The 21,885-nt window shown below is 52.3% G+C and carries 23 protein-coding genes and 1 other RNA gene; 7 read left to right on the forward strand and 17 right to left on the reverse strand.

From position 1 onward, the window contains the following. Window positions 1–39 precede the first annotated feature (39 nt). The 12 genes from SK58_RS07560 to smpB all read right to left on the reverse strand — a co-directional run bounded on the left by SK58_RS07560 (window position 40) and on the right by smpB (window position 11,660). Complete coding sequence (locus tag SK58_RS07560) at window positions 40–1,095, reverse strand: ABC transporter ATP-binding protein (RefSeq protein WP_015571586.1); 1,056 nt, start codon at window positions 1,093–1,095, stop codon at window positions 40–42. A gap of 1 nt (window position 1,096) precedes the next feature. After that, window positions 1,097–2,308 carry an ADP-ribosylglycohydrolase family protein gene (locus SK58_RS07565; protein WP_047716675.1) on the reverse strand — a complete coding sequence of 404 codons (1,212 nt, stop codon included), beginning with the start codon at window positions 2,306–2,308 and terminating at the stop codon, window positions 1,097–1,099. Next, window positions 2,305–3,705, reverse strand: coding sequence for an extracellular solute-binding protein (locus SK58_RS07570; protein ID WP_032649199.1), 1,401 nt, complete (start codon window positions 3,703–3,705; stop codon window positions 2,305–2,307). Before SK58_RS07570 ends, SK58_RS07565 begins: the two co-directional genes overlap by 4 nt. Window positions 3,706–3,719: 14 nt before the next feature. Next, window positions 3,720–4,619, reverse strand: a complete 900-nt coding sequence (locus tag SK58_RS07575) for a carbohydrate ABC transporter permease (RefSeq protein ID WP_017692842.1) — start codon at window positions 4,617–4,619, stop codon at window positions 3,720–3,722. Then, window positions 4,619–5,542 (reverse strand): ABC transporter permease, encoded by a 924-nt coding sequence (locus tag SK58_RS07580; protein ID WP_223825259.1) that lies wholly within the window; start codon window positions 5,540–5,542, stop codon window positions 4,619–4,621. The genes SK58_RS07575 and SK58_RS07580 overlap by 1 nt, the downstream gene beginning before the upstream one ends. 121 nt (window positions 5,543–5,663) lie before the next feature. Beyond that, window positions 5,664–6,902: a ribokinase gene (rbsK, locus tag SK58_RS07585; RefSeq protein WP_048219593.1), complete on the reverse strand. Its 1,239-nt coding sequence runs from the start codon at window positions 6,900–6,902 to the stop codon at window positions 5,664–5,666. A 541-nt stretch (window positions 6,903–7,443) separates the two neighbouring features. Continuing rightward, complete coding sequence (locus SK58_RS07590; protein ID WP_048219595.1) at window positions 7,444–8,283, reverse strand: TIR domain-containing protein; 840 nt, start codon at window positions 8,281–8,283, stop codon at window positions 7,444–7,446. Between the two features lie 50 nt (window positions 8,284–8,333). Next, complete coding sequence (locus SK58_RS07595) at window positions 8,334–9,293, reverse strand: reverse transcriptase family protein (RefSeq protein WP_048219597.1); 960 nt, start codon at window positions 9,291–9,293, stop codon at window positions 8,334–8,336. 30 nt (window positions 9,294–9,323) lie between these two features. After that, window positions 9,324–9,515: a hypothetical protein gene (locus SK58_RS07600; protein ID WP_048219599.1), complete on the reverse strand. Its 192-nt coding sequence runs from the start codon at window positions 9,513–9,515 to the stop codon at window positions 9,324–9,326. Between the two features lie 452 nt (window positions 9,516–9,967). After that, window positions 9,968–10,642: a hypothetical protein gene (locus tag SK58_RS07605; RefSeq protein WP_048219601.1), complete on the reverse strand. Its 675-nt coding sequence runs from the start codon at window positions 10,640–10,642 to the stop codon at window positions 9,968–9,970. An 82-nt stretch (window positions 10,643–10,724) separates the two neighbouring features. Then, window positions 10,725–11,088: a transfer-messenger RNA gene (gene ssrA / locus SK58_RS22195) on the reverse strand. Window positions 11,089–11,177: 89 nt separating this feature from the next. Next, window positions 11,178–11,660, reverse strand: a complete 483-nt coding sequence (smpB, locus tag SK58_RS07610) for an SsrA-binding protein SmpB (protein WP_003863115.1) — start codon at window positions 11,658–11,660, stop codon at window positions 11,178–11,180. Window positions 11,661–11,816: 156 nt separating this feature from the next. On the opposite strand from smpB, the gene SK58_RS07615 reads away from it, so the two are divergent. Both SK58_RS07615 and SK58_RS07620 read left to right on the forward strand, forming a co-directional pair. Next, entirely contained in the window at window positions 11,817–12,254 is a 438-nt protein-coding gene (locus SK58_RS07615; RefSeq protein ID WP_003863117.1) for a type II toxin-antitoxin system RatA family toxin, read from the forward strand. Next, on the forward strand, window positions 12,244–12,531 hold the full coding sequence (locus SK58_RS07620) for an RnfH family protein (protein ID WP_017383006.1): 288 nt from the start codon (window positions 12,244–12,246) through the stop codon (window positions 12,529–12,531). Before SK58_RS07615 ends, SK58_RS07620 begins: the two co-directional genes overlap by 11 nt. Window positions 12,532–12,639: 108 nt before the next feature. Here the strand turns inward: SK58_RS07620 and bamE are convergent, their stop codons facing one another. From bamE to nadK, 3 genes are all read right to left on the reverse strand, one after another. Further along, window positions 12,640–12,978, reverse strand: coding sequence for an outer membrane protein assembly factor BamE (bamE, locus tag SK58_RS07625; protein ID WP_003863121.1), 339 nt, complete (start codon window positions 12,976–12,978; stop codon window positions 12,640–12,642). Window positions 12,979–13,116: 138 nt separating this feature from the next. Further along, entirely contained in the window at window positions 13,117–14,778 is a 1,662-nt protein-coding gene (recN, locus tag SK58_RS07630; protein ID WP_045333281.1) for a DNA repair protein RecN, read from the reverse strand. Between the two features lie 85 nt (window positions 14,779–14,863). After that, window positions 14,864–15,742 carry an NAD(+) kinase gene (nadK, locus tag SK58_RS07635; protein WP_017383004.1) on the reverse strand — a complete coding sequence of 293 codons (879 nt, stop codon included), beginning with the start codon at window positions 15,740–15,742 and terminating at the stop codon, window positions 14,864–14,866. A gap of 122 nt (window positions 15,743–15,864) precedes the next feature. On the opposite strand from nadK, the gene grpE reads away from it, so the two are divergent. Then, window positions 15,865–16,458: a nucleotide exchange factor GrpE gene (gene grpE / locus SK58_RS07645; protein ID WP_003863126.1), complete on the forward strand. Its 594-nt coding sequence runs from the start codon at window positions 15,865–15,867 to the stop codon at window positions 16,456–16,458. 51 nt (window positions 16,459–16,509) lie between these two features. Here the strand turns inward: grpE and SK58_RS07650 are convergent, their stop codons facing one another. Together SK58_RS07650 and SK58_RS07655 are read right to left on the reverse strand one after the other, a co-directional pair. After that, window positions 16,510–17,796 carry an HlyC/CorC family transporter gene (locus tag SK58_RS07650; RefSeq protein ID WP_026094274.1) on the reverse strand — a complete coding sequence of 429 codons (1,287 nt, stop codon included), beginning with the start codon at window positions 17,794–17,796 and terminating at the stop codon, window positions 16,510–16,512. Between the two features lie 19 nt (window positions 17,797–17,815). After that, on the reverse strand, window positions 17,816–18,607 hold the full coding sequence (locus SK58_RS07655; RefSeq protein WP_014832951.1) for a cytochrome C assembly family protein: 792 nt from the start codon (window positions 18,605–18,607) through the stop codon (window positions 17,816–17,818). A 166-nt stretch (window positions 18,608–18,773) separates the two neighbouring features. Between SK58_RS07655 and ffh the strand changes: the two genes are divergently transcribed. The 4 genes from ffh to trmD all read left to right on the forward strand — a co-directional run bounded on the left by ffh (window position 18,774) and on the right by trmD (window position 21,854). After that, complete coding sequence (gene ffh / locus SK58_RS07660; RefSeq protein WP_003863132.1) at window positions 18,774–20,135, forward strand: signal recognition particle protein; 1,362 nt, start codon at window positions 18,774–18,776, stop codon at window positions 20,133–20,135. Window positions 20,136–20,251: 116 nt separating this feature from the next. Next, window positions 20,252–20,500, forward strand: coding sequence for a 30S ribosomal protein S16 (gene rpsP, locus SK58_RS07665; RefSeq protein WP_003863133.1), 249 nt, complete (start codon window positions 20,252–20,254; stop codon window positions 20,498–20,500). A gap of 15 nt (window positions 20,501–20,515) precedes the next feature. Continuing rightward, a complete protein-coding gene (gene rimM, locus SK58_RS07670) occupies window positions 20,516–21,055 on the forward strand; it encodes a ribosome maturation factor RimM (protein WP_032609925.1) in 540 nt (179 codons plus the stop codon). Between the two features lie 31 nt (window positions 21,056–21,086). After that, a complete protein-coding gene (gene trmD, locus SK58_RS07675; RefSeq protein WP_014832949.1) occupies window positions 21,087–21,854 on the forward strand; it encodes a tRNA (guanosine(37)-N1)-methyltransferase TrmD in 768 nt (255 codons plus the stop codon). The last annotated feature ends 31 nt before the right edge of the window (window positions 21,855–21,885 follow it).

Genomic DNA, 21,885 nt, shown 5'->3' on the forward strand with positions numbered 1-21,885 from the left:
AAATCCCCCTGCGATTGCAGGAGGGATTGATTAAGCATTCTATGACCGCAGGCGCTTACCGGTCTGGGCATCAAACAAGAACATTTTTTCCGCGTCTACGGTGAGGAAGACCTTCTGACCCACGTTGATATCCAGCTTTTCATGGGACACCACGATCAGCTCCTGATCGTTGATACGCACCCGGATCTCCTGTCCTTCCCCGGTCATTTCTATCAGCACGATTTCCGCTGGCATCCCTGACTCGCCGAGCCGGATATAGTGCGGTCGGGTGGCGCAGATGATCTCCATCCCTTCAATATGTGAGCGGAGGGGGCAGGGGAAGCGGTAGCCGTTGTTGAGCACAATCTCGCCGTGCTGAATCACGCCTTTAAGGGTGTTAATTTCCGGCGTGCCGATAAAGCCCGCGACAAACAGGTTATCCGGGTTACGGTACAGCTCTTCCGGGGTGCCGACCTGCTCAATATGTCCGGCATTCAGCACCACAATCCTGTCCGCCATGGTCATCGCTTCCGTCTGATCGTGCGTCACGTAGATGGTGGTGCGACCCATCCGCTGGTGGATCTTACGAATTTCTCCGCGCATTTTATGGCGCAGTTTGGCGTCCAGGTTGGAGAGCGGTTCATCAAACAAAAAGGCCTTCGGGTCACGCACCAGCGCGCGTCCCATCGCCACGCGCTGACGCTGGCCGCCGGAAAGATCCCGCGGGAGGCGATCGAGCAGATGCGTCAGGCCGAGGATTTCCGCTGCCTCTTCCACGCGCGCCATCCGTTCCGCTTTTGAGACGCTGGCAAGCTTCAGGGCAAAACTCATGTTGTCCCGCACCTTCATGTGTGGATAGAGCGCATAGCTCTGGAACACCATGGCGATATCGCGTTTTTTGGCGGGCAGAGTGTTGACCACCTCGCCGTGCATCAGCAGTTCACCGGAGGTGATGTCTTCCAGACCCGCAATCATGCGCAGCAGGGTGGATTTCCCACACCCGGACGGGCCGACCAGCACAATAAATTCGCCTTCGTGAATGCTCAGCGAGATCCCTTTAATGATGCTGACGTTGCCGTAGGATTTGCCGAGATTATTTAAAACGATTTGGCTCATGTTACTCTCCTCGCCCGGCGGTGTGGCCTGGCTGCAATAATGGCATGACGTGCTGGCGGTAAAGCGCCGCCGCAGCGAGATCCTGCTGGATAATGCTTTGTGCTGATTCGCTGAAGCGCAGCGCGGCCGTACGCAGATCCAGGCGGTTGGCGCTATCAATACCCGCCAGCACCTCAGGTTCGACAATGGCTTCCCCGTGCAGCGCGCCTAAAATCGCGCCGCTCATCACCCCGATAGAGTCGGTATCACGGCCTGAATTGATGGCGTCTTCCACCGCGCCGCGAAACTCGCCTTCGCGCAGCAGGCAGAAGGCCAGCGCCATTGGCAGTTCCTCAATCGACATCAGACGCGAGGGCTGGTAGGCCATGGTCGGGACGCCCGCTTTTTCCGGGCCGTGCATCAGGTCATCACCCATCGGTGAGAAGGGCAAAAGCGCATCGTGCAGGGCGTCAACGACCTGTTGATAATCCCATGCGGTTCCACGGTAGCGACGCGCGACCTCAAGCGTTGCCGCAATGGCCTGGCGGGTGCCGTCTTTAGCCAGTTTCAATGCGATGTTGGTGATAGCCTCAATGGTGATGCCAGGAATAAATGCCGCTGCAACGCAGGCGGCGAAGACCCCGGCGGCCTCCAGCCCATAGCTCTGCTGATGCCCCTGGGTGAAATTAATGGCTTCCTGGTAAGCTGCCTCAGGGTTGCAGGCATTAATAGCTCCGATGGGGGCGGCATACATGGCTGCGCCGCAGTTCACCATATTGCCCACGCCGCCCTGGCGCGGATCGCAGGCGGCCAGTTGCAGACGATGGAAGATCCATTTTTCCGGATAAAACAGGCGCTCAATAACCAGCGCTTCCCGATCCAGTTCCGGCACCCAGCGCGGTTCCCAGGCAATCTTCCGCACAAAAGACTCCCCCATATCCCACGCATCAACGTGACGGCCCAGCTCGCTGTAAACCTCCATCAGGCAGAGCGTCATCAGCGTATCGTCGGTGATGATACCGTTGCCGCGTACGCGGTTGTTGCGCCGTGCGGACGGCTCGTTCATCCGGTGCCAGCGCTGGTGGATGGAGGTGACGCGGCCATATTTCTCCGCGATTTGCCGGGCGGAGAGTTTCTCAACCGGTCCGCCTAAGGCATCACCGAACGCCACGCCATACAGCATGCCCAGAATGCGGGACGTGAACGATAAATCAGCGGCTTGAGTAACGGTCATTTTAATTTTTCCTCTGCATATTCGGTCATGGCGTTTCCACCTGCGGCTTTCCAGGCGCTGACATACTGATCCCACTGATCAAATGACGCTTTGCCAGAGACAAACTGGTACGCCCACTGGTTATAAATACTGCTGGTTGAGTCGATGGCGGCGGCAAACGACGCCGGGAAGATAAAGGCGTTATCCGCCGTAAAATAACGTTGTGAATTGTCGATATAGCGCAGCATCGCGGGCGTCCGCCACTCCACCGGCGGCTTCCAGTTGGCGGCCTGGATAAACCGCGGATACCAGGCATTAATTTTTGGCGTCACGTTTATCGTGTTGCCCTTACGAACGTAGTGCGTGTTCTCGAAGCCCATCTGCTCCATCATTTGCCCTTCCGGGCTTGCCAGAAAATCGAGCAGGATCATCACTTCCTTTTTATGTTTCGAGAGCGAGGACATGGCAAAGCCGCGCGTTTCCATGGAAACATCTGTCGCCGCCAGCCCTTTACCTGCCGGGCCTTCGGGTGGGTCGAGCAGGGTGAGGGTGGCGTCAGGATGGATCTGGCGCATCTTTTCCTGGTACACGCCGACGTTGCCCGGCGATGAGACGGATACCACGCCAACCTTGCCGGTATAAAACTCATCCTCTTTTAGCTCCCAGTTGGTGGTGATGTACTGGGAGGAGAGCAATCCTTTCTGATACAGCGAATGATAGAACTCCAGCTTGCTCCGCTCCTGCGGGCTTATCTGGGCGTTGATCAGCTTGCCCTGATCGTCCTTGAGCCAGGTGGCGTGAATGCCAAACGCCGGGTTCATAAAACCGTCGAGATCGCGCAGGTCTTTCTCGGAGGTGATCCCCCAGCTATCCGTTTTACCGTCGCCGTTGTAGTCACCGGCGTGGATCGCATTGAACAGCGTGACGTACTCCGTCAGCGTTTTGGGTGATGCGCTGAATCCGCTCTTCTGTAACCAGTCCTCACGGATCACCGGCTGGCGCGCGCGCAGGGGAAAGACATACAGCAGGGTCGGATGGTTTTGCAGGCGAAGCTGGTTGTGCGGCCACAGCGCCTCTTTCAGATAGCGGGTTTGCGCAATCCACGGACGCCAGTCTTCAAGAATGCCCTGTTCGACCATCTTCTGGTCGCTGCCGTTGAAATAGATCAGATCAGGGATGGTGCCGGAGAGGAGCATCACGTTCAGCACGTCGGAGTAGCCGGAAGACGACAGGTTGACGATCTCAATGTGGATATCGTGTCCCTGGCGTGCCAGCGCCTGCTCGATTCGCTGAATATGCGCGACATCTTCGCGGTTGGTGGTCAGCAGATCTTTTTCCACAATCCGGATAGTGACCGGCTCGGCCCAGACGGCCTGGCATAACAGCAGGCCGCAGGCGATTGCTGTGAATAATTTCATCGTCATCGCTCCTGTTAACCCTTCACCGCGCCGGACATGGTCCCTTTGGTGAAGAAGCGCAAAATAATCGGGTAGATGGCAATCAGCGGGGCGATGGTTAAGGTGATCATCCCGGCTTTCAGCGCCTTGATGCTGATCTGGCTGGCATCGGTGTAGTTCGACATGCTTTCGACGCCTACCATCGCCAGCTTATCGCCCTCGACGACAAACTGACGCAGCACCACCTGCAACGGCCATTTGTCCGGGTCGTTGAGGTACACCATGGCGCGGAAAAACTCGTTCCAGTGCAGCACCATGTAAAATAACGTGATCATGGCAATGGACGATTTGGCGACCGGCATAATGACGTACCACAGCGTCTGGAACGGGTTCGCGCCATCGAGTTCCGCGGCTTCCAGCAGCTCCTCCGGGATCTCTTCGAACAGGCGAACCAGAATAATCAGGTACCAGGCGAAGACGGCGCGATACAGGATGACGGACCAGTAGCTGTTCAGTAGCCCCAGCTTTTTCATCACCAGAAAATCGGGGATGATGCCCGGCTCAAAGACGATGGTGAACAGGACAAACATAAACAGCCAGCGGCGTCCCGGCAGGCGTTTTTGCGCCAGCGCCCAGGCCAGCAGCACGGTGAAAACTACGTTGATGATGGTGCCCACCACGGTAATCAGCATCGCATTGCCAAACCCGCGCAGCACGGCTTCGTTGGTCAGCAGCAGCTTCCATACGTCCAGCGAAAAGCCCTGCGGAATAATCTCCAGGCCGCTCATACCGGGCACGTTTGCCGGGCTGGAGAAGGATATCGCCACCAGGTTGAGGATCGGTTGTAGCGTCACGACAACCAGCAGCATCAGTACCGAGAGAATGAGCACGTATTCGATGCGCTCAAAAGGGGTGCTTCGTGATGAGATGCGCATTACCAGACTCCTTTACCCGTCAGGCGTTTTGAAACGTTATGTGCCAGCACGATAAGGATCATGCCGATCACGCCTTTGAATAACCCTGCGGCGGTCGCCAGCGAGAACTCCCCGGTGCGCAGGCCCATGCGGTAGACGTAGGTGTCGATGATGTCTATCTGACCGTTCACCACGTCGTTGGTCATGTTGAAGACCTGATCAAAACCCTGGCTCAGGAACAGCCCGACGTTGAGGATAAACAGCGTGGCGATGGTCGGGGTGATAGCGGGCAGGGTGATGTGCCAGATTTTGCGCCAGCGCCCGGCACCATCCATTTCCGCCGCTTCATACAGCTGTGGATCGATGGCGAGGATCGCCGCGATGTAAAGTAATGAGTCCCAGCCCGCGCTGCGCCACATTTCAGTGAACACCAGTACCCAGCGGATAGAGCCGCTGTCGGTCATAAAGGGGATCGGATCGTAGCCCATCGATTTAATGATGTCGTTAACCGCGCCATCAACCGGCGAGAGCGTGGCAATCGCGATACTGGCGATCACCACCCAGGAAAGATAATGCGGCAGATAAATCACCGACTGGACAAATTTACGGTAACCGGATGAGCGCACTTCATTGAGCAAGAGCGCCACGATAATGGGAACCGGAAAAATAAAAATCAGCTTCATTGCGCCGATAATCACGGTGTTCTGTATCACCTGCCAGAAAACAGGGGATGACATCAGCGTGGCAAAATACTGCATCCCGACCCAGATATTCGGCGGGATAATACGGTACTGCTCAAACGCAATTTTTGTTTCCCAAATGGGTAAATAGTGCCAGATAAAAAAATAGATAACCCCAGGCAGGGCCATCACGTAGAACGGCCACCACCGGCGTAACGTCTGGCGGCAACGTGCCATGCGGGATAGTGTTTGCTGGTGAGGCATGTTATTTACCTGCGGTATCGCGCCGCCGGGTTTAGATTCTGTCAGGGCTTTCATCGGACATACTCCCATTACTGAAATGGTTGTCGTGAATATAATCTGTGTTTGCAGAAATATGCGTGCGTTAAATTTTCTCGGTGAGAATTTTTTTATCGTTATATTGCGCGAGGCGGGTCAGGACATCTTTATATTCAGGCATATTTGATGCGCCTTCTTTTTCGACGGCCAAAGAGGCGAAAGCACAGGCAAATTTTGCTGCCTGAATAATGGATTCCCCTTTCGCCATCGCGGCGGCGAATGCGCCGTTGAAGGCATCGCCAGCACCGGTGGTATCCACACATACGGCTTTCAGCGCCGGGATATGAATGAATTGCTCACCGTCATAAATAAGCGCGCCTTTCGCTCCCATGGTGATGATGACGTGACCTACCCCTTTCGCTTTAATGGCTCTGGCGGCTTCCTTCGCGCTGGCAAGATCCACAATATGAATGCCGGACAGCAATGAGGCCTCAGTCTCGTTTGGGGTCAGAAAGTCCACGTTCTTCAGGCAGCTAACCACATCAGATGACCAGGGGGCAGGGTTCAAAACCACCTTAATCCCGTTACGGCGGGCAATTTCAATGGCCCGAAAGGTAGCGGGTAGATTATTTTCCAGCTGGGTTAAAAAAATATCTGCGTTTTTCACTTCAGGGGTAATCGCTTCAACTTCATCGGCTGTAATGGACCGATTGGCCCCAGGGCTGATGGCAATCATATTTTCACCATCACTTTGACAAACATAAATAAGCGCGGTGCCGGTTTTCTGATCTTTATCCTGATAAAGCGTGAAGCTGTCGATAGCAGAAGATGAAAGATGTTCAAAGGCCAACTGACTAAACTGATCGTTACCCACCTTACCGACAAAATGGGTTTTAACATTGCATTTGCTTACGGCCAGCGCCTGATTGGCGCCTTTGCCGCCGGGTCCAATAATGGTATTTTCGGAAAAAATAGATTCTCCGCTTTGCGGGAAACGATCGACATTAGCAATAATATCAACGTTGAATGAACCCAGAATACAGACTTTACCTTTCATCTTTCGCCCTTTATGTCGGGATTTGATCGTTTTTCTTGACTGCGCGGAGTCAAAAAAATGAATGATATTGCTATCTAAATTATTGACTGATTGGGTATGAAAAATACGGCGTTTGATAATTGCCCCACCGTGGCATCGCTCAATGCCGCCTTCCTGCGCTAATAAGTTCAGGTCGCTGCGAATCGTTTCCCTGGTGACGTTAAATACTTTCGCAAGCTGATTCACCGTCGCCCGTTCGTACCTGTTAAGCCAGGTCAAAATTGCATAATGCCGTTCTTTATTGAGCATAAGGTCACCTCTGTAGTTATATTATTGTTTCCTTGTTGTTAATGTTTTGGTGTTGTTCACAGATCGTTCGATAAAACAAAAGGAAACGGAAATATATGAGGTGATAACTATTTAATATCAATTGGTTATGTTGATTGCGTCAAGGGGGGTTGGGCTTTGATTTGCAGTGCGGGGATTTCAACGATGGCATGGGCCATGACGCAACGTTAGATTTTTCTCGGGCGCTTTAGCACGCAGAACATTGGTGTAGGTCTGGGGGGCTGTGGCTGATCCGGCATGAACCGGAATACCTGAACGTATAGCGATAATCGCCGGACTAAGTCGAATGGCTCGGAAAACGACAGACACAGAAAAGCCCGCAGGGCTTGCGCCGTGCGGGCTTTCAGGACTTCATCGGATGACTCTGGTAATCACCGATGGAGAATTTTGGTGGAGCTGGCTGAGAGCGACACCAAATACTAACTGTCTGATTCCTTGAGCAATGTAGCGGGAATCAATGTCACAGCAGTATGGCACATTTATAAAAGGCTCTTCAAGTGGTTCACACTAGCTTGTTCATATCAATGTCAAATCCAGCTTGTTTCATTTCTTTAGCCAACTGAAAGTGCCATGCGTTTGCCTCATCCATCTTTATGTAGACGACCCCACTAATATCGTTTGGAAGCTCTATTGCTCCATCAACCAAAGCCACTACACGATCTCTTCCTAACTTACTTATTAAAAAGCCATGTTCGAAAACAACATTTTGACGAGCACGTAGCTGTAGGTTGTCTGCATTGCCTTTGGAATTACCTATATCATCCGGTGTGTAGAGGACAACAGCAAATCCAACATCAGTATATTGCTCGATTTTCTCGATTATTGTTCTACCTGAGCTTGCTTGTTCATGCAGAATGATAGCTTTGTAATCCAATTGTTCTACAAATCGAGCTGTCTTGGTCTTCGCAGCATCATCATGCCCATGGACGATGAAAACCTTGTTAGAGTTCGAATTAGCTATTGATTTAGACGGTTTCTGGGACGAAGTCGATTTTTTGCTACCTGCGGGACCCGTGATGAACTCATCTGTTACATCAGTGGCTCGATATATTGCACGTTCTAAGTAAGATGGTCCCCCGATCATAAACACGCTGGAGTTTTGATCTTCTGCCTCTATTGCAGGTATTAAGGATTCAATGCTGGATTCAGTAGCCTTAACAGTTAATCTGTTAATTTCTGATGTTTGAATAGTCGTACCGTTTACTGTAATTGGATTGCCCTGCTCGTAAGGTTCTATGAAGCGAGCTATTAGCTGTTCTTTCGTGAGATCGGTTTTGTTTTCTTCAACGCCGGCTTTCCCGGTTTTTGCTGGTTTCTTTTCAATAACAACGTGATACAACATTTCATTTTCCTTGTATGGCACGATGATTATTTTAATCTCGCTGCGGTTTTTTAAGTACCTTGCTCTGATAGCTTTTTCGCGGTTTTAAGCTGCTGTGTGAAAAAACGAGCTTTATCTTTCTGTCTGGAGTCAACTTGACCAGCTGCATGCAGCTTACCTGCTAGCTTTTCTAGATGGATTATTTTTGCAGCGTTGTCTTTTGCTTCAGCCAAAATAGCAAATTCTTTTCCGATTGAATCATTGTGTGCCCAGCGTACCTTGAGTTCTCCATCCTGAATCACTATCCCTGTAAGTAGCTTTCCCTCTGATGACGAATAAAATCGCTCTTTCTTGTCTTTAGAGGTGAGACCATGAGAACGAATACATTTTTTAGCTTGGGCGGCAAATCCTTTTGGGATTTTCGAACCAGAGAACGCTACATCGTCAACATATGCCGTAAATACCAAGCTGTTTGAGGCTGCAAGGTTGCTAAGCTCGTCAAACATATCCTTATTGCCCCAAAACGCTATAGCCATGCTTATCGGGCTGCCTGTGGGCACTTTTCCTGCAAAGGTTGCGAGATTGGTCATTACATAAGCCACATCAGGTGACATCTCAAATTTATCAACAAATGCCTTATAGACCTTCGCTGCCCTAGTCGAGGGGAAAAACTTGTGAATGTCGAGCTTCAGAAGTTCAGTTGCTTGCTTATGTGATTCTGCATTAGTCAGGGTTGAATGCTTCTTCCGACCCGAGTGAAGATATGGAGGTAATTCGATTCTGCTCAATAAAAAGCCGATCTTCCTGTGAACTGCTTTGAGTTGGGCAATTGGTTCCTGAATCTTCCTCCCAGCGTCGTTTTCGAATTCTTTGAAAGCTGAATCAAGCATTAACTTATCTGCTTGTTTCTTTGATAAGCCAATGACTTGTAGGAGTTTTTTCTTGTTTTTAAGCTTGAATAGAGGAGATTGATTTAGGGGGTAGAGTTTGAGGGATTTTTGAAGACTAGGGGTACGTTTTGTGCTTTTCATTGTTGTTTATCCTATCTATTACGGCCTCCATTACAGGAATCCCTTGATGGAAGCTAAGATGAAGGCAACAGTATCAGAGTGAATAATCGCTGTGAAAGCCTCGTTGGCAACACAGCTCAAGAAAAACATGCCTAAGCCTTTAAGGTTTTTCTTTAACTCATCACTCACACAAAACGTTTGCTGAATACTAGCCTGGCATTTTTTACGTGTCTTTCGACCCATAATACATCTCCTTCTCAGTTCCCGGTTACCACTATGGTTACCGGCCTCGCCTGAACTGACAGGAATAAGAGATGTTCAGCAATTAACCCCAGTTTTCGACGTCACTTAGTGACGTCCCCTCGCCACAATCCCGGCAATACCAACTGTCACAGCAAGTACCAGAGCGTTGGTGATGCGTTAGCATCGTAACGTTGGAACATTGAGAACGTGTGGCATGCGTCGTGTGGGGAGAGAATAGAGGCCGAAGCCTCCACGATGGCTGACAAGCAGACCATCAAGCTTTTGCGAGGAGCTCTCTCCTAGGTACTAGCAGGATCATTTTATGATCAGATTCATGTGGTTAGCAATAGCGAAGAGGGGGTATGTTTCGAAATGTGAGTGAAAATGATTATGGGTTTTAGGGTGCGAATTCTACTCCCTAACAGGAAGCTGAATTCGTTGATTGAACAACTCTACTTATAACTACAAGGATGCCAGTTGCCCTTATCCCACAGGAAGAACTGGATTAAGTTGTTCTGCACTTTAGGAAGAATTTTGGCTCTGACATTGCCGTTACTGAATATGAGGATACCGCCCAAAATAATTGCTCTGGTATCCTGCAAGGATTTGACCTTGGCTTGTGCCACCATGCGAGCAATGACCTGGTAATCGTATTCACTGAGAGTAGCTTTGAGGTGTGGTAGTTCGTCCAGAACTGTACTTGCTTCGGCCCGGTGCAGAGATGGTTTATCATCGTAAGCGATGCGTTCTTTCAAATCAGAGACAGCCATATCTAATGTCTCAAGATAATCGTTCAGATCACCTTCATTACGTGCAGAGCCGCAGAACCAATGTTCTGTTTCCTCGGCGGTCCATTCGGCAATTTTTGCTCGAAGTTTTGCTCTGATTTGCTCTTGTGCTGATTTTTCCATCACGCCATTCTTCAGTTTCTTGGGGGCCCCCAAAGAAGCAACCATCTGTTGGCAAAGTGTCTGTAAACGAAGGGCAAGAAGACGAGCACGCTGAAAGCTTGCTGTTTGCAGGCTCAGTCTGTATTCGATGGCATTGCCGTCAGATACGAAACGCTTCCTGAACCACCAGGTGTGGTTACGCTTATAGAGGTAATGGGGGATGCTATTTGATGGCATATGGTACACTCCTGAGTCACAGTTGTGCCACACGCCCAAAGAAAAACGGCCTGAAACTCTAAGAGAATCAGGCCGTTATATTTGGTGGAGCTGGCGGGAGTTGAACCCGCGTCCGAAATTTCTACATCCTCGGTACTACATGCTTAGTTTGTCTTTACATTCGCACGCCAGCTGCGGACAAACACGCCACTGACGAACTAGCCTGATTAGTTTTAACGCTTCAACCCCAGGCAGGGTTTCCACGCGATCTCTTTTGGGTTTGACCTCTCTTTGATCCCCGTCTTAAGAGCGGAAGCTAGGGAGAGAGGGCTCTTAGCAGGTTATTAAGCTGCTAAAGCGTAGTTTTCGTCGTTTGCGACTATTTTTTTGCGGCTTTTAACGAGGCAAACCGCCCCTCGGCATGCACCTTGGGTTTCGCAAATCCCGTCGAATCCAGAATCAGCCCCAATAGTGTTGAACTCAGTATACCAGATTTTACTTCCTCGACACCAGCCCGAAACGCTAACTTATTGAATAGTACAATAAGTGCGCAGAATCAACGTCCTGCGTTTTTCATGATACGTGCTTTGTCGAGCTGCCACTCGCGTGCTTTCAGGTCAGTACGTTTGTCGTGCTGTTTCTTACCTTTCGCCACGCCGATTTTCACTTTGCACCAGGCGTTTTTCCAGTACAAAGAGAGCGCCACCACGGTGAAGCCTTCGCGGTTGATGCGTCCGTAGAGGGATTCCAGTTCGCGCTTGTTCAGCAGCAGCTTACGGGTGCGGGTAGGATCGCAGACGTAATGTGAAGAGGCGACGGTCAGCGGCGTAAAGTTCGCGCCGAACAGGAAGGCCTCACCGTCTTTCAGGATCACGTAGCTGTCGCCGATATTGGCTTTCCCGGCACGCAGCGATTTTACTTCCCAGCCCTGCAACGCAAGGCCTGCCTCGAATTCTTCTTCGATGAAATACTCGTGGCGAGCACGCTTGTTAAGCGCAATGGTCGCCGAACCAGGTTTATGTGCTTTTTTCTTCGTCATAAGTGTCGTAAAGCCGTCGGTAATCTGATTTTAAAAAGTCACCTCATTGCGTCCTGTGAGGTCTAACGCGCTATCTTAGCACGAGATAAGGCTTAGCGTTTTTTTAACAGGTGATAAATGTTATTATTTGTCTGTTGTGTGACCATGGAAAATGCTATGCCTCAGATTAGCCGTACCGCGCTTGTTCCTTACAGCGCGGAACAAATGTATCAGTTAGTGAACGACGTTCAGTCCTATCCGGAATTTATTCCGGGATGCACCGGTAGCCGGGTGCTGGAATCCGGCCCGACGCAGATGACTGCGGCCGTGGATGTCTCCAAAGCGGGGATCAGCAAAACGTTCACCACGCGCAATACCCTGACGAGCAATCAGAGTATTTTGATGCATCTGGTGGATGGTCCGTTTAAAAAACTGATGGGGGGGTGGAAGTTTACGCCGCTGAGCGCTGACGCCTGCCGCATTGAGTTTCATCTGGATTTTGAATTTACCAATAAGCTGATCGAACTGGCGTTTGGCCGTATCTTTAAAGAGCTGGCCTCGAATATGGTTCAGGCGTTCACCACGCGCGCCAAAGAGGTTTACAGTGTCGCATAAGATTGCTGTTGAGGTGGTGTATGCGCTGCCGGAGAAGCAGTATTTGCAGCGCGTGATGCTTGAAGAGGGTGCCACCGTTGAGGCGGCTATCCGGGCCTCCGGCATCCTTGAACTTCGCCGTGATATTGACCTGGCGAAGAATAAAGTCGGCATTTATAGCCGTCCGGTAAAGCTTGCTGATGCGCTGAAGGATGGCGATCGGGTTGAGATTTATCGCCCGCTGATTGCTGACCCGAAAGAGCTGCGCCGTCAGCGAGCGGAGAAATCGGGTAAGTAACGCTTTCTCCCCCGGTGGCGCTTCGCTTACCGGGACTACGATTCTGCGTAAGAATTCAGATACAAAAAAGGTGCTCATTGAGCACCTTTTTGCGTTGCTGACGCCTGATTATTTGGTCAGGGCAGGCTTGTTGTCGATGTTGGTCAGCACGCCGGCACTGCTGAAGGTCAGCGTCAGGGTTTGCTGGGTCACATCTTCATGACCAGGCTGCTGGCGGAATACATAGAACCAGGTGTTTGTGCCGAACGGATCGGACATCATCGGGGTTCCCAGGGCATAAGCGACCTGCTGTTGTGTCATACCCACGCGGATTTTGGACACATCGTTAGGGGTAAGGTAGTTCCCCTGGTTGATGTCAGGACGGTAAACCACTTTCTCCAGAGTGGAACAGCCTGCGGTCAACATCAGAAGAACCGCTGCGGCAGCGGTCAGCGTTTTACAGCGCATAGTGATTTGATTCCTTTTCGGGCCCGAGCAGTACGCGGCTCATATGTAATATGCCGATGATAATAGACCTTGCCCCACTTTGAAACCGGTCTGGCGGCGTTTTTGTTGTTCTGTATGACCCTGAGATCCCGAAAAAGTTTATGCCGCCAGCAGTTCTTTCGCATTCGCAAGCGTATTGCGGGTGACTTCACTGCCGCCGAGCAGGCGTGCCAGCTCTTGCAAGCGTGAGCGTTTATCCAGCGGCTTCATGTGCGTTTCCGTCATTTCGCCATCGGTTTCCTTGCTGACGATAAAGTGGTGATGACCACAACCGGCGACCTGCGGCAGGTGAGTCACACACATGACCTGCGTCGATTCACCTAACTGACGCAGCAGTTTGCCGACAACGGCCGCGGTCGGGCCGCTGATACCCACATCCACTTCATCGAAAATCAACGCCGGGGTTTCCATTTTACGGGCGGTAATCACCTGAATGGCCAGGGCGATACGCGACAGTTCACCGCCGGAAGCCACTTTCGAAATCGCCTGCAAAGGCTGGCCCGGGTTGGTGGTGACGCGGAATTCTACGCGATCTGCGCCTTCCGCCGTCAGGTGATTCTCTTCAAAGCGAACATCTATGGTGAACACCCCATGCGGCATCGCCAGCGTATGCATGCTGTCGGTAATGTGCTGGCTAAGCTCCAGCGCATAGTGTTGCCGCACGTCATGCAGCCGTTTCGCCGTTTCCAGCGCCTGCTGATGATGCAGATTAACCGCCAGAGACAAGGTTTCAAGGGAATCGGCCTGATCGTCCAGCTGCTGCTGTTCCTCCAGCAGAGACTGATAGTAATTCGGCAGCTCTTCCGGGGTTACGTGATGCTTACGCGCCAGTGAAATCTGCCGGGAGATGCGTTGCTCAAGCTCGAACAGACGGTTCGGGTCGAGATCCAGACGTTCACAGTAGTGGCGCAGTTCATCCCCGGCTTCTGAAATCTGAATCGCGGCCTCTTCCAGCATTTCCAGTACGCCAGAAAGCTTATTGTCCATGCCGGTCAGTTCGGTCACAAGCTGACGCACGTTATACAGCTGGCTCTGCAAATTCACGTCTTCGCCATCCGCCAGCATATTAAGGGCAGTCTGGCTGGTGGAAAGCAGCTGACCGCTGTTGGCCAGACGCTTGTACTCTTCGTCGATTTGCTCAAATTCACCCGCCTGCGGGTTAAATTCGTTCAGCTCTTTCAGCTGATATTCCAGCAGCTCGGCGCGCGCGGTACGCTCCTGGCTTTGCTGCTGATGCTGCGCAAGTTCGCGGCAGCTTTGATGCCACTGACGATAGTGCTCCGCCATGAGTTGAGTAAGCGCGTACTCACCTGCGTAGCCATCAAGCAGGACTTTCTGTTGTTCGGGTTTGATTAACTGCTGGTGCGCATGCTGACCATGGATCTGGATGAGCAGCTGGCCCAGCTCGCGAAGCTGGGAAAGGGGAACCGCTGTACCATTGATAAAACCGCGGGAGCGGCCATCGCTGCTGATGACGCGGCGAAGTAAACACTCACGTCCGTCTTCGAGCTGGTTCGCTTCCAGCCAGCGCAGGGCGGCAGGTGTGTCTTTCAACGAGAAGCGGGCGCAGAGATCGGCACGGGCGGCGCCTGTGCGCACCATATCCCCCTCAGCACGACCGCCGAGGCACAAGCCGAGGGCATCAATGGCAATGGATTTACCTGCACCGGTTTCACCGGTAATCGCCGTCATTCCGCTATGGAAGTCGATCTCAAGCTCACGAACAATGGCAAAGTTGCTGATGGTCAGTTGTGCCAGCATAATTGTTTTCCTGTATGAAAAACCATAACTGTGTTTGTATACAGTATAAACTGGTTTTATATACAGTAAAGTGCTGGATGCAAAATCAGAACAATTTTTTTGACCAGCCGAGCTTGGAGCTTAATGTGTTGAAATAGCTGTAATCTTTCGGGTGAATCAGGTTCAGATGGTAATCGCAGCGGCGAATGAGGACATCTTCACCTTCCTGAATGGGGAGCGCAATCTGACTGTCGCAGCTGATCTCCAGGTCGTTACGGCGATGGGAAAAACGCAGGCGGATGGTGCTGTCGCCGTTGATCACCAGCGGACGCGCCGAGAGCGTATGCGGGAACATCGGCACCAGGGTAATGGCATCCAGCGATGGCGTCAGGATTGGGCCTCCGGCTGAAAGTGAGTAGGCGGTTGACCCCGTCGGGGTTGAAATAATCAGCCCGTCAGAACGCTGCGAGAAAGCGAAGATTTCGTCGATATAGACTTCGAACTCGATCATGTGCGCCACTTTACCGGGATGGAGAACCACCTCGTTTATGGCGGTGCTGATGCGCTTCTGGCAGTCCTGCTGACACACCTGGGCTTCCAGTAAAAACCGTTTTTCACTGATATAGTGGCCTTCCAGCACGTCCGCCAGCTGCTGCTGCGCATTGTCCGGGTCGAGGTCGGTCAGGAAACCGAGATTGCCACGGTTTATACCTATAACCTTAATATCATAGCGAGCCAGCGTTCGCGCTGCGCCCAGCATATTGCCGTCGCCACCGACCACCACGGCGAGATCCGCCTGCTGGCCAATTTCCGCCAGCGTGCCGGTTCTGACGCTTTTAAGCTGCAACTCCTGGGCGATCTGCTGCTCGACCATCACTTCATAGCCTTTACCACACAGCCAGCGATACAACATTTCATGTGTCGTCAATGCGGTAGGGTGACGCGGATGGCCGACGATCCCAATACACCTGAAATGATTATTCATTTTCTGGAGGTCCTTGTGCCTGATGAATGATGACAATCTGCCTTGTTCCCTTGAATCCAGGAAACTGATCCCCATAATAAGCGAAGTTAGCGAGATGAATGCAGAAAAACGCGGAGAAATTCATGAGTAGTAAAGAACAGAAAACGCCTGAGGGGCAAGCCCCTGAAGAAATTATCACGGAACAGCACGATGAAGTTGAGGCAGTAGAGCCAGACACGTCTGCTGAGCAGGTGGACCCGCGCGATGAAAAAATTGCCAACCTGGAAGCTCAGTTGGTAGAAGCGCAGAATCGCGAACGCGATGGCGTACTGCGTATCAAAGCGGAAATGGAAAACCTGCGCCGTCGTACCGAGCTGGACGTTGAAAAGGCGCACAAATTTGCGCTGGAGAAATTCGTCAACGAACTGCTTCCGGTGATCGACAGCCTGGATCGCGCGCTGGAAGTGGCGGATAAAGCTAACCCGGATAACGCGGCGATGATTGAAGGCATTGAGCTGACGCTGAAATCCATGCTGGATGTGGTGCGTAAGTTCGGTGTTGAAGTGATTGCCGATACGGATGTACCGCTGGATCCAAACGTTCACCAGGCCATTGCGATGGTGGAATCCGAAGACGTTGCCGCGGGTAACGTGCTGGGCGTGATGCAGAAAGGGTATACCCTGAACGGTCGTACTATTCGCGCTGCGATGGTGACCGTGGCGAAAGCGAAAGCATAACGTGCTGCCTGTAGTGCCGGGTGGCGGCGTTCGCCTTACCCGGCCTACATTTTATTCGGCAATACTTTCGCGTAGAGGCTTAACGGGCAGGACCTTCACCTGCTTAATCATGTTGTCCTGAACGTCCAGAATATCAATATCATACTGTTCAATGCGCACGCGCGTGCCTGCCGCCGGGATCTCTTCCAGCGCTTCCAGGATCATACCGTTCATCGTCCGCGCTTCGTCTTCCGGCAAATGCCAGTTGAACGCTTTATTGATTTCACGAATGTTGGCGCTGCCGTCGATAAGCACTGACCCGTCGTTTTGCGGGGTGACCTCTTCCGCAAGGGAAGGCGACATTGACGTGGTAAAGTCCCCGACAATCTCTTCCAGAATATCTTCGACCGTCACCAGCCCCTGTATGTCGCCGTATTCATCCACCACCAGGCCGACTTTCTTCTTGTTTCGCTGGAACTTCACCAGCTGCGTGCTGAGTGGGGTGCCTTCCGGCACGTAGTAAATTTCGTCGGCGGCGCGCAGCATCACCTCTTTGGTGAACTCGTTTTTCTCAGTCATCAGACGATAGGCCTCGCGCACGCGCAGCATGCTGATGGCATCGTCGAGGGAATCGCGATAGAGGACGATACGCCCGTGCGGGGAGTGCGTCAGCTGGCGGACAATGGCCTTCCAGTCGTCGTTGATATCAATCCCGACGATTTCATTGCGCGGCACCATGATGTCGTCAACGCTGACCTTTTCCAGATCCAGCACCGACAGGAGCATGTCCTGATTGCGGCGGGAGATCTGCGAGCGGGATTCATTCACGATGGTACGCAGTTCGTCTTTGCTGAGCGCGCTACTAATGGTGACGTCTGCCTTTATACCGACCATGCGCATCAGCACCCGTGTCACCATATTCAGCAGCCAGACCAGCGGCATCATCAGAATAAGCAGCGGTGCTAACAGGAAGCTGCTCGGGTAGGCGACTTTTTCCGGGTAAAGCGCGGCGATGGTTTTGGGCAGCACTTCCGCAAACACCAGCACCACAAACGTGAGCACACCTGTGGCAATCGCCACGCCTGCGTTGCCGTATAGACGCATCCCGACGATGGTGCCCAGTGCAGAGGCGAGAATATTGACCAGGTTGTTACCGATAAGCACCAGGCTAATCAGCCGGTCCGGCTTACGCAGAAGCTTTTCGACACGACGCGCGGCACGGTTACCCTGCTTGGCGCGATGGCGTAACCGGTAGCGGTTCAGCGTCATCATGCCGGTTTCAGAGCCAGAGAAATAAGCGGAGATGACCACCATGATGACCAGAATGACGATCAGCGTGGTGGTAGAGATGTGTTCCAGGGGGAACTCCTTTTGTTACTTAGCCAGCAAATTGCTGTATGAAGCGGCTACCAAAATAGGCAAGCGTGAGAATGCCCGCACCCGCTACGTTGAACCAGACCACGCGACGACCGCGCCAGCCTTCATGATAATGGCCCCATAACAGGACAATATAGACAAACCACGCGATGATGGAGAGGACCGCTTTATCGATATTCTCCACGCTGAACAGGTTCTTCATATAAAACAAGCCCGTGCACAGCGTCAGCGTCAGCAGAACCACACCGACCTGGGTGATGTGGAACATCTTACGCTCAATCACCATCAGCGGCGGCATTTCGTGGTTAAACGCCAGCTTTTTATTTTTCAGCTGGTAGTCAATCCAGGCGAGTTGCATGGCGTAAAGGGCGGCGATGATCAGCGTCGCGTAGGAGAACAGCGACAGGCCAATATGCACCAGCATCCCCGGCGTGGCTTCCAGGTGAGTAATAAACTCATTGGGCATGAACGTGGCTAACGCCAGGTTGATCAGCGCAAAGGCGTAGACTATCGGCAGCAGCAGCCAGCCACGGTTTTTAGACGCGACAATGGTCATGACCGTACAGATCATCAGGCTGACCAGCGAGCCGACGTTCAGTACGCTCAGATTCTGCACGCTGCCGTCGCCGGGAATGATGCGTGATTCCAGCGCAAACGCATGGCTAATCAGTGCGATCACTGCCGAAAGAATAGCCATGCGCCGCCAGCCGCTGTTTTTTTGCAGCAGGCCAGGAATGATCAGCGCGAGGCTGACAGAGTAGGCAACAAGGGCGATCAGTGCGAAAACAGGCATATAGGCGTCGACAGTTGTCTTAATAAGAAAGAGAAGCAGTATAACGTTACGTGACGCCTGCTCCAACCGTTGCATAACAACAAAGGCGCCTTCATGTTATACTCCGGCAAAATTCTGTGTATGTGTCGCCCAGGCGACCTAACGTTTCTACCCCAGGCGAGAGACAATGTTTGATAATTTAACCGATCGTTTGTCGCGCACGCTGCGCAACATCAGCGGCCGTGGACGCCTCACCGAAGAGAACATCAAGGAAACGCTGCGCGAAGTGCGCATGGCGCTGCTGGAAGCAGACGTCGCGTTGCCGGTCGTGCGTGATTTTATCAACCGCGTGAAAGAGAAAGCGGTTGGCCATGAAGTGAACAAGAGCCTGACTCCGGGTCAGGAGTTCGTCAAAATCGTCCGTAACGAGCTGGTTTCGGCGATGGGCGAAGAGAACCAGGTGCTAAACCTGGCGGCTCAGCCGCCGGCCGTCGTGCTGATGGCGGGTCTGCAAGGTGCGGGTAAAACCACCAGTGTCGGTAAGCTGGGGAAATTCCTGCGCGAAAAGCACAAGAAAAAGGTGCTGGTGGTGTCGGCGGACGTGTATCGCCCGGCGGCGATCAAACAGCTGGAAACGCTGGCCGAGCAGGTTGGCGTAGACTTCTTCCCGTCCGACGTGGCGCAGAAGCCTGTCGATATCGTTAACGCGGCGCTGAAAGAGGCGAAGCTGAAATTCTACGACGTGCTGCTGGTGGATACCGCCGGTCGTCTGCACGTTGACGAAGCGATGATGGACGAAATCAAGCAGGTGCATGCTTCTATCAATCCGGTAGAGACCCTGTTTGTTGTTGACGCCATGACCGGTCAGGATGCAGCGAACACCGCAAAAGCGTTTAACGAAGCCCTGCCGTTAACCGGCGTGGTGCTGACCAAAGTCGACGGCGATGCCCGCGGCGGTGCGGCGCTCTCTATTCGTCATATCACCGGTAAGCCAATCAAGTTCCTCGGCGTGGGCGAGAAAACCGAAGCGCTGGAGCCGTTCCATCCGGATCGTATTGCCTCCCGTATCCTCGGCATGGGCGACGTGCTGTCGCTGATCGAAGATATTGAAAGCAAGGTTGACCGCGCGCAGGCGGAAAAACTCGCCAGCAAGCTGAAAAAGGGCGACGGTTTCGATCTGACCGACTTCCTTGAGCAGCTGCGTCAGATGAAAAACATGGGCGGCATGGCAAGCCTGATGGGCAAACTGCCAGGCATGGGCCAGATCCCGGACAACGTCAAATCCCAGATGGATGACAAAGTGCTGGTGCGTATGGAGGCCATCATCAACTCGATGACGCTGAAAGAGCGCGCGAAGCCAGAAATCATCAAAGGTTCCCGTAAACGCCGTATCGCAGCCGGTTGCGGCATGCAGGTGCAGGACGTTAACCGCCTTCTGAAACAGTTCGACGACATGCAGCGCATGATGAAGAAAATGAAGAAAGGCGGCATGGCGAAGATGATGCGCGGCATGAAAGGCATGATGCCTCCCGGTTTTCCTGGGCGTTAATCGCTTTTGAGATTGCTTTTTGCCCGAAAATGAGTAAAATTTTCGGGCTTTTAATATGACACCCGGGCTCCGTTCCTCGATGGGGCCCGGTTGTTTTATTCACACAAGAGGATGTTATGGTAACTATTCGTTTAGCTCGTCACGGCGCTAAAAAGCGTCCGTTCTACCAGGTTGTTGTGACTGACAGCCGTAATGCACGCAACGGTCGCTTCATCGAGCGCGTTGGTTTCTTCAACCCACTGGCCGCTGGCGCAGAAGAAGAAACCCGTCTGGATCTGGATCGTATCGCTCACTGGGTTGGCCAGGGCGCTACTGTTTCCGATCGCGTTGCTACGCTGATCAAAGCAGCAAACAAAGCAGCTTAATCTGTCACGGTGGTCATGATGAGCAATAAAGCACCTGTTGAACCGATCGTATTGGGAAAAATGGGTTCTTGCTACGGTATCCGTGGTTGGCTCAGAGTGTTTTCCTCCACTGAAGACGCTGATAGCATTTTTAATTACCAGCCCTGGTTTATCCAGAAAGGCGGTAAGTGGGAAGAGGTCGAGCTGGAAAGCTGGCGTCACCACAATCAGGACATCATCATCAAGCTGAAAGGCATTGACGATCGTGATGCCGCGAATGCGCTGACTAATTGTGAAATTGTCGTGGATTCGTCGCAGTTGCCACAGCTGGAAGAGGGTGACTACTACTGGAAAGACCTTATGGGTTGCCAGGTAGTGACCACTGAAGGCTACAGCCTGGGGAAAGTCATCGACATGATGGAAACCGGGTCAAATGACGTTCTCGTCATTAAGGCAAACCTGAAAGATGCATTTGGCATCAAGGAGCGGTTGGTTCCGTTCCTCGATGGACAGGTTATCAAGAAAGTCGATCTCACTACTCAAACCATTGAAGTAGATTGGGATCCTGGTTTTTAAATTCTCCGGATAAACGGTAAAAGACGGCGCTATGTGGATTGGCATAATTAGCCTGTTTCCTGAAATGTTCCGCGCGATTACCGATTACGGGGTAACTGGCCGGGCAGTAAAGAATGGCCTGCTGAGCATCCAGAGCTGGAGTCCTCGTGACTTCACGCACGACCGGCACCGTACCGTGGACGATCGTCCTTACGGCGGCGGACCGGGGATGTTGATGATGGTGCAACCCTTACGGGACGCCATTCACACAGCAAAAGCCGCGGCAGGTGAAGGCGCGAAGGTGATTTATCTTTCACCTCAGGGACGCAAGCTTGATCAAGCGGGCGTGAGCGAACTGGCGACGAATCAAAAGCTGATTCTGGTCTGTGGTCGCTACGAAGGGATAGATGAGCGTGTAATTCAAACCGAGATTGACGAAGAATGGTCTATCGGCGATTACGTTCTCAGCGGTGGTGAGTTACCAGCAATGACGCTGATTGACTCCGTTGCCCGGTTCATTCCGGGTGTACTGGGCCATGAAGCTTCGGCAACGGAAGATTCGTTTGCCGATGGATTGCTGGACTGTCCACACTATACTCGTCCTGAAGTGTTAGAAGGGATGGAAGTCCCGGCAGTATTACTGTCTGGAAACCATGCCGAGATACGTCGCTGGCGTTTGAAGCAGTCGCTGGGCCGAACCTGGCTTAGAAGACCTGAACTTCTGGAAAACCTGGCTCTGACTGAAGAGCAAGCAAAGTTGCTGGCCGAGTTCAAAACTGAACACGCGCACCAGCAGCATGAACATGATGGGAATGCGTAATACGCTCCCGAATATCAGTTTACCCAGGATA

This window comes from Enterobacter sp. BIDMC93 (assembly GCF_001037805.1).
Classification (GTDB): domain Bacteria; phylum Pseudomonadota; class Gammaproteobacteria; order Enterobacterales; family Enterobacteriaceae; genus Enterobacter; species Enterobacter hormaechei_C.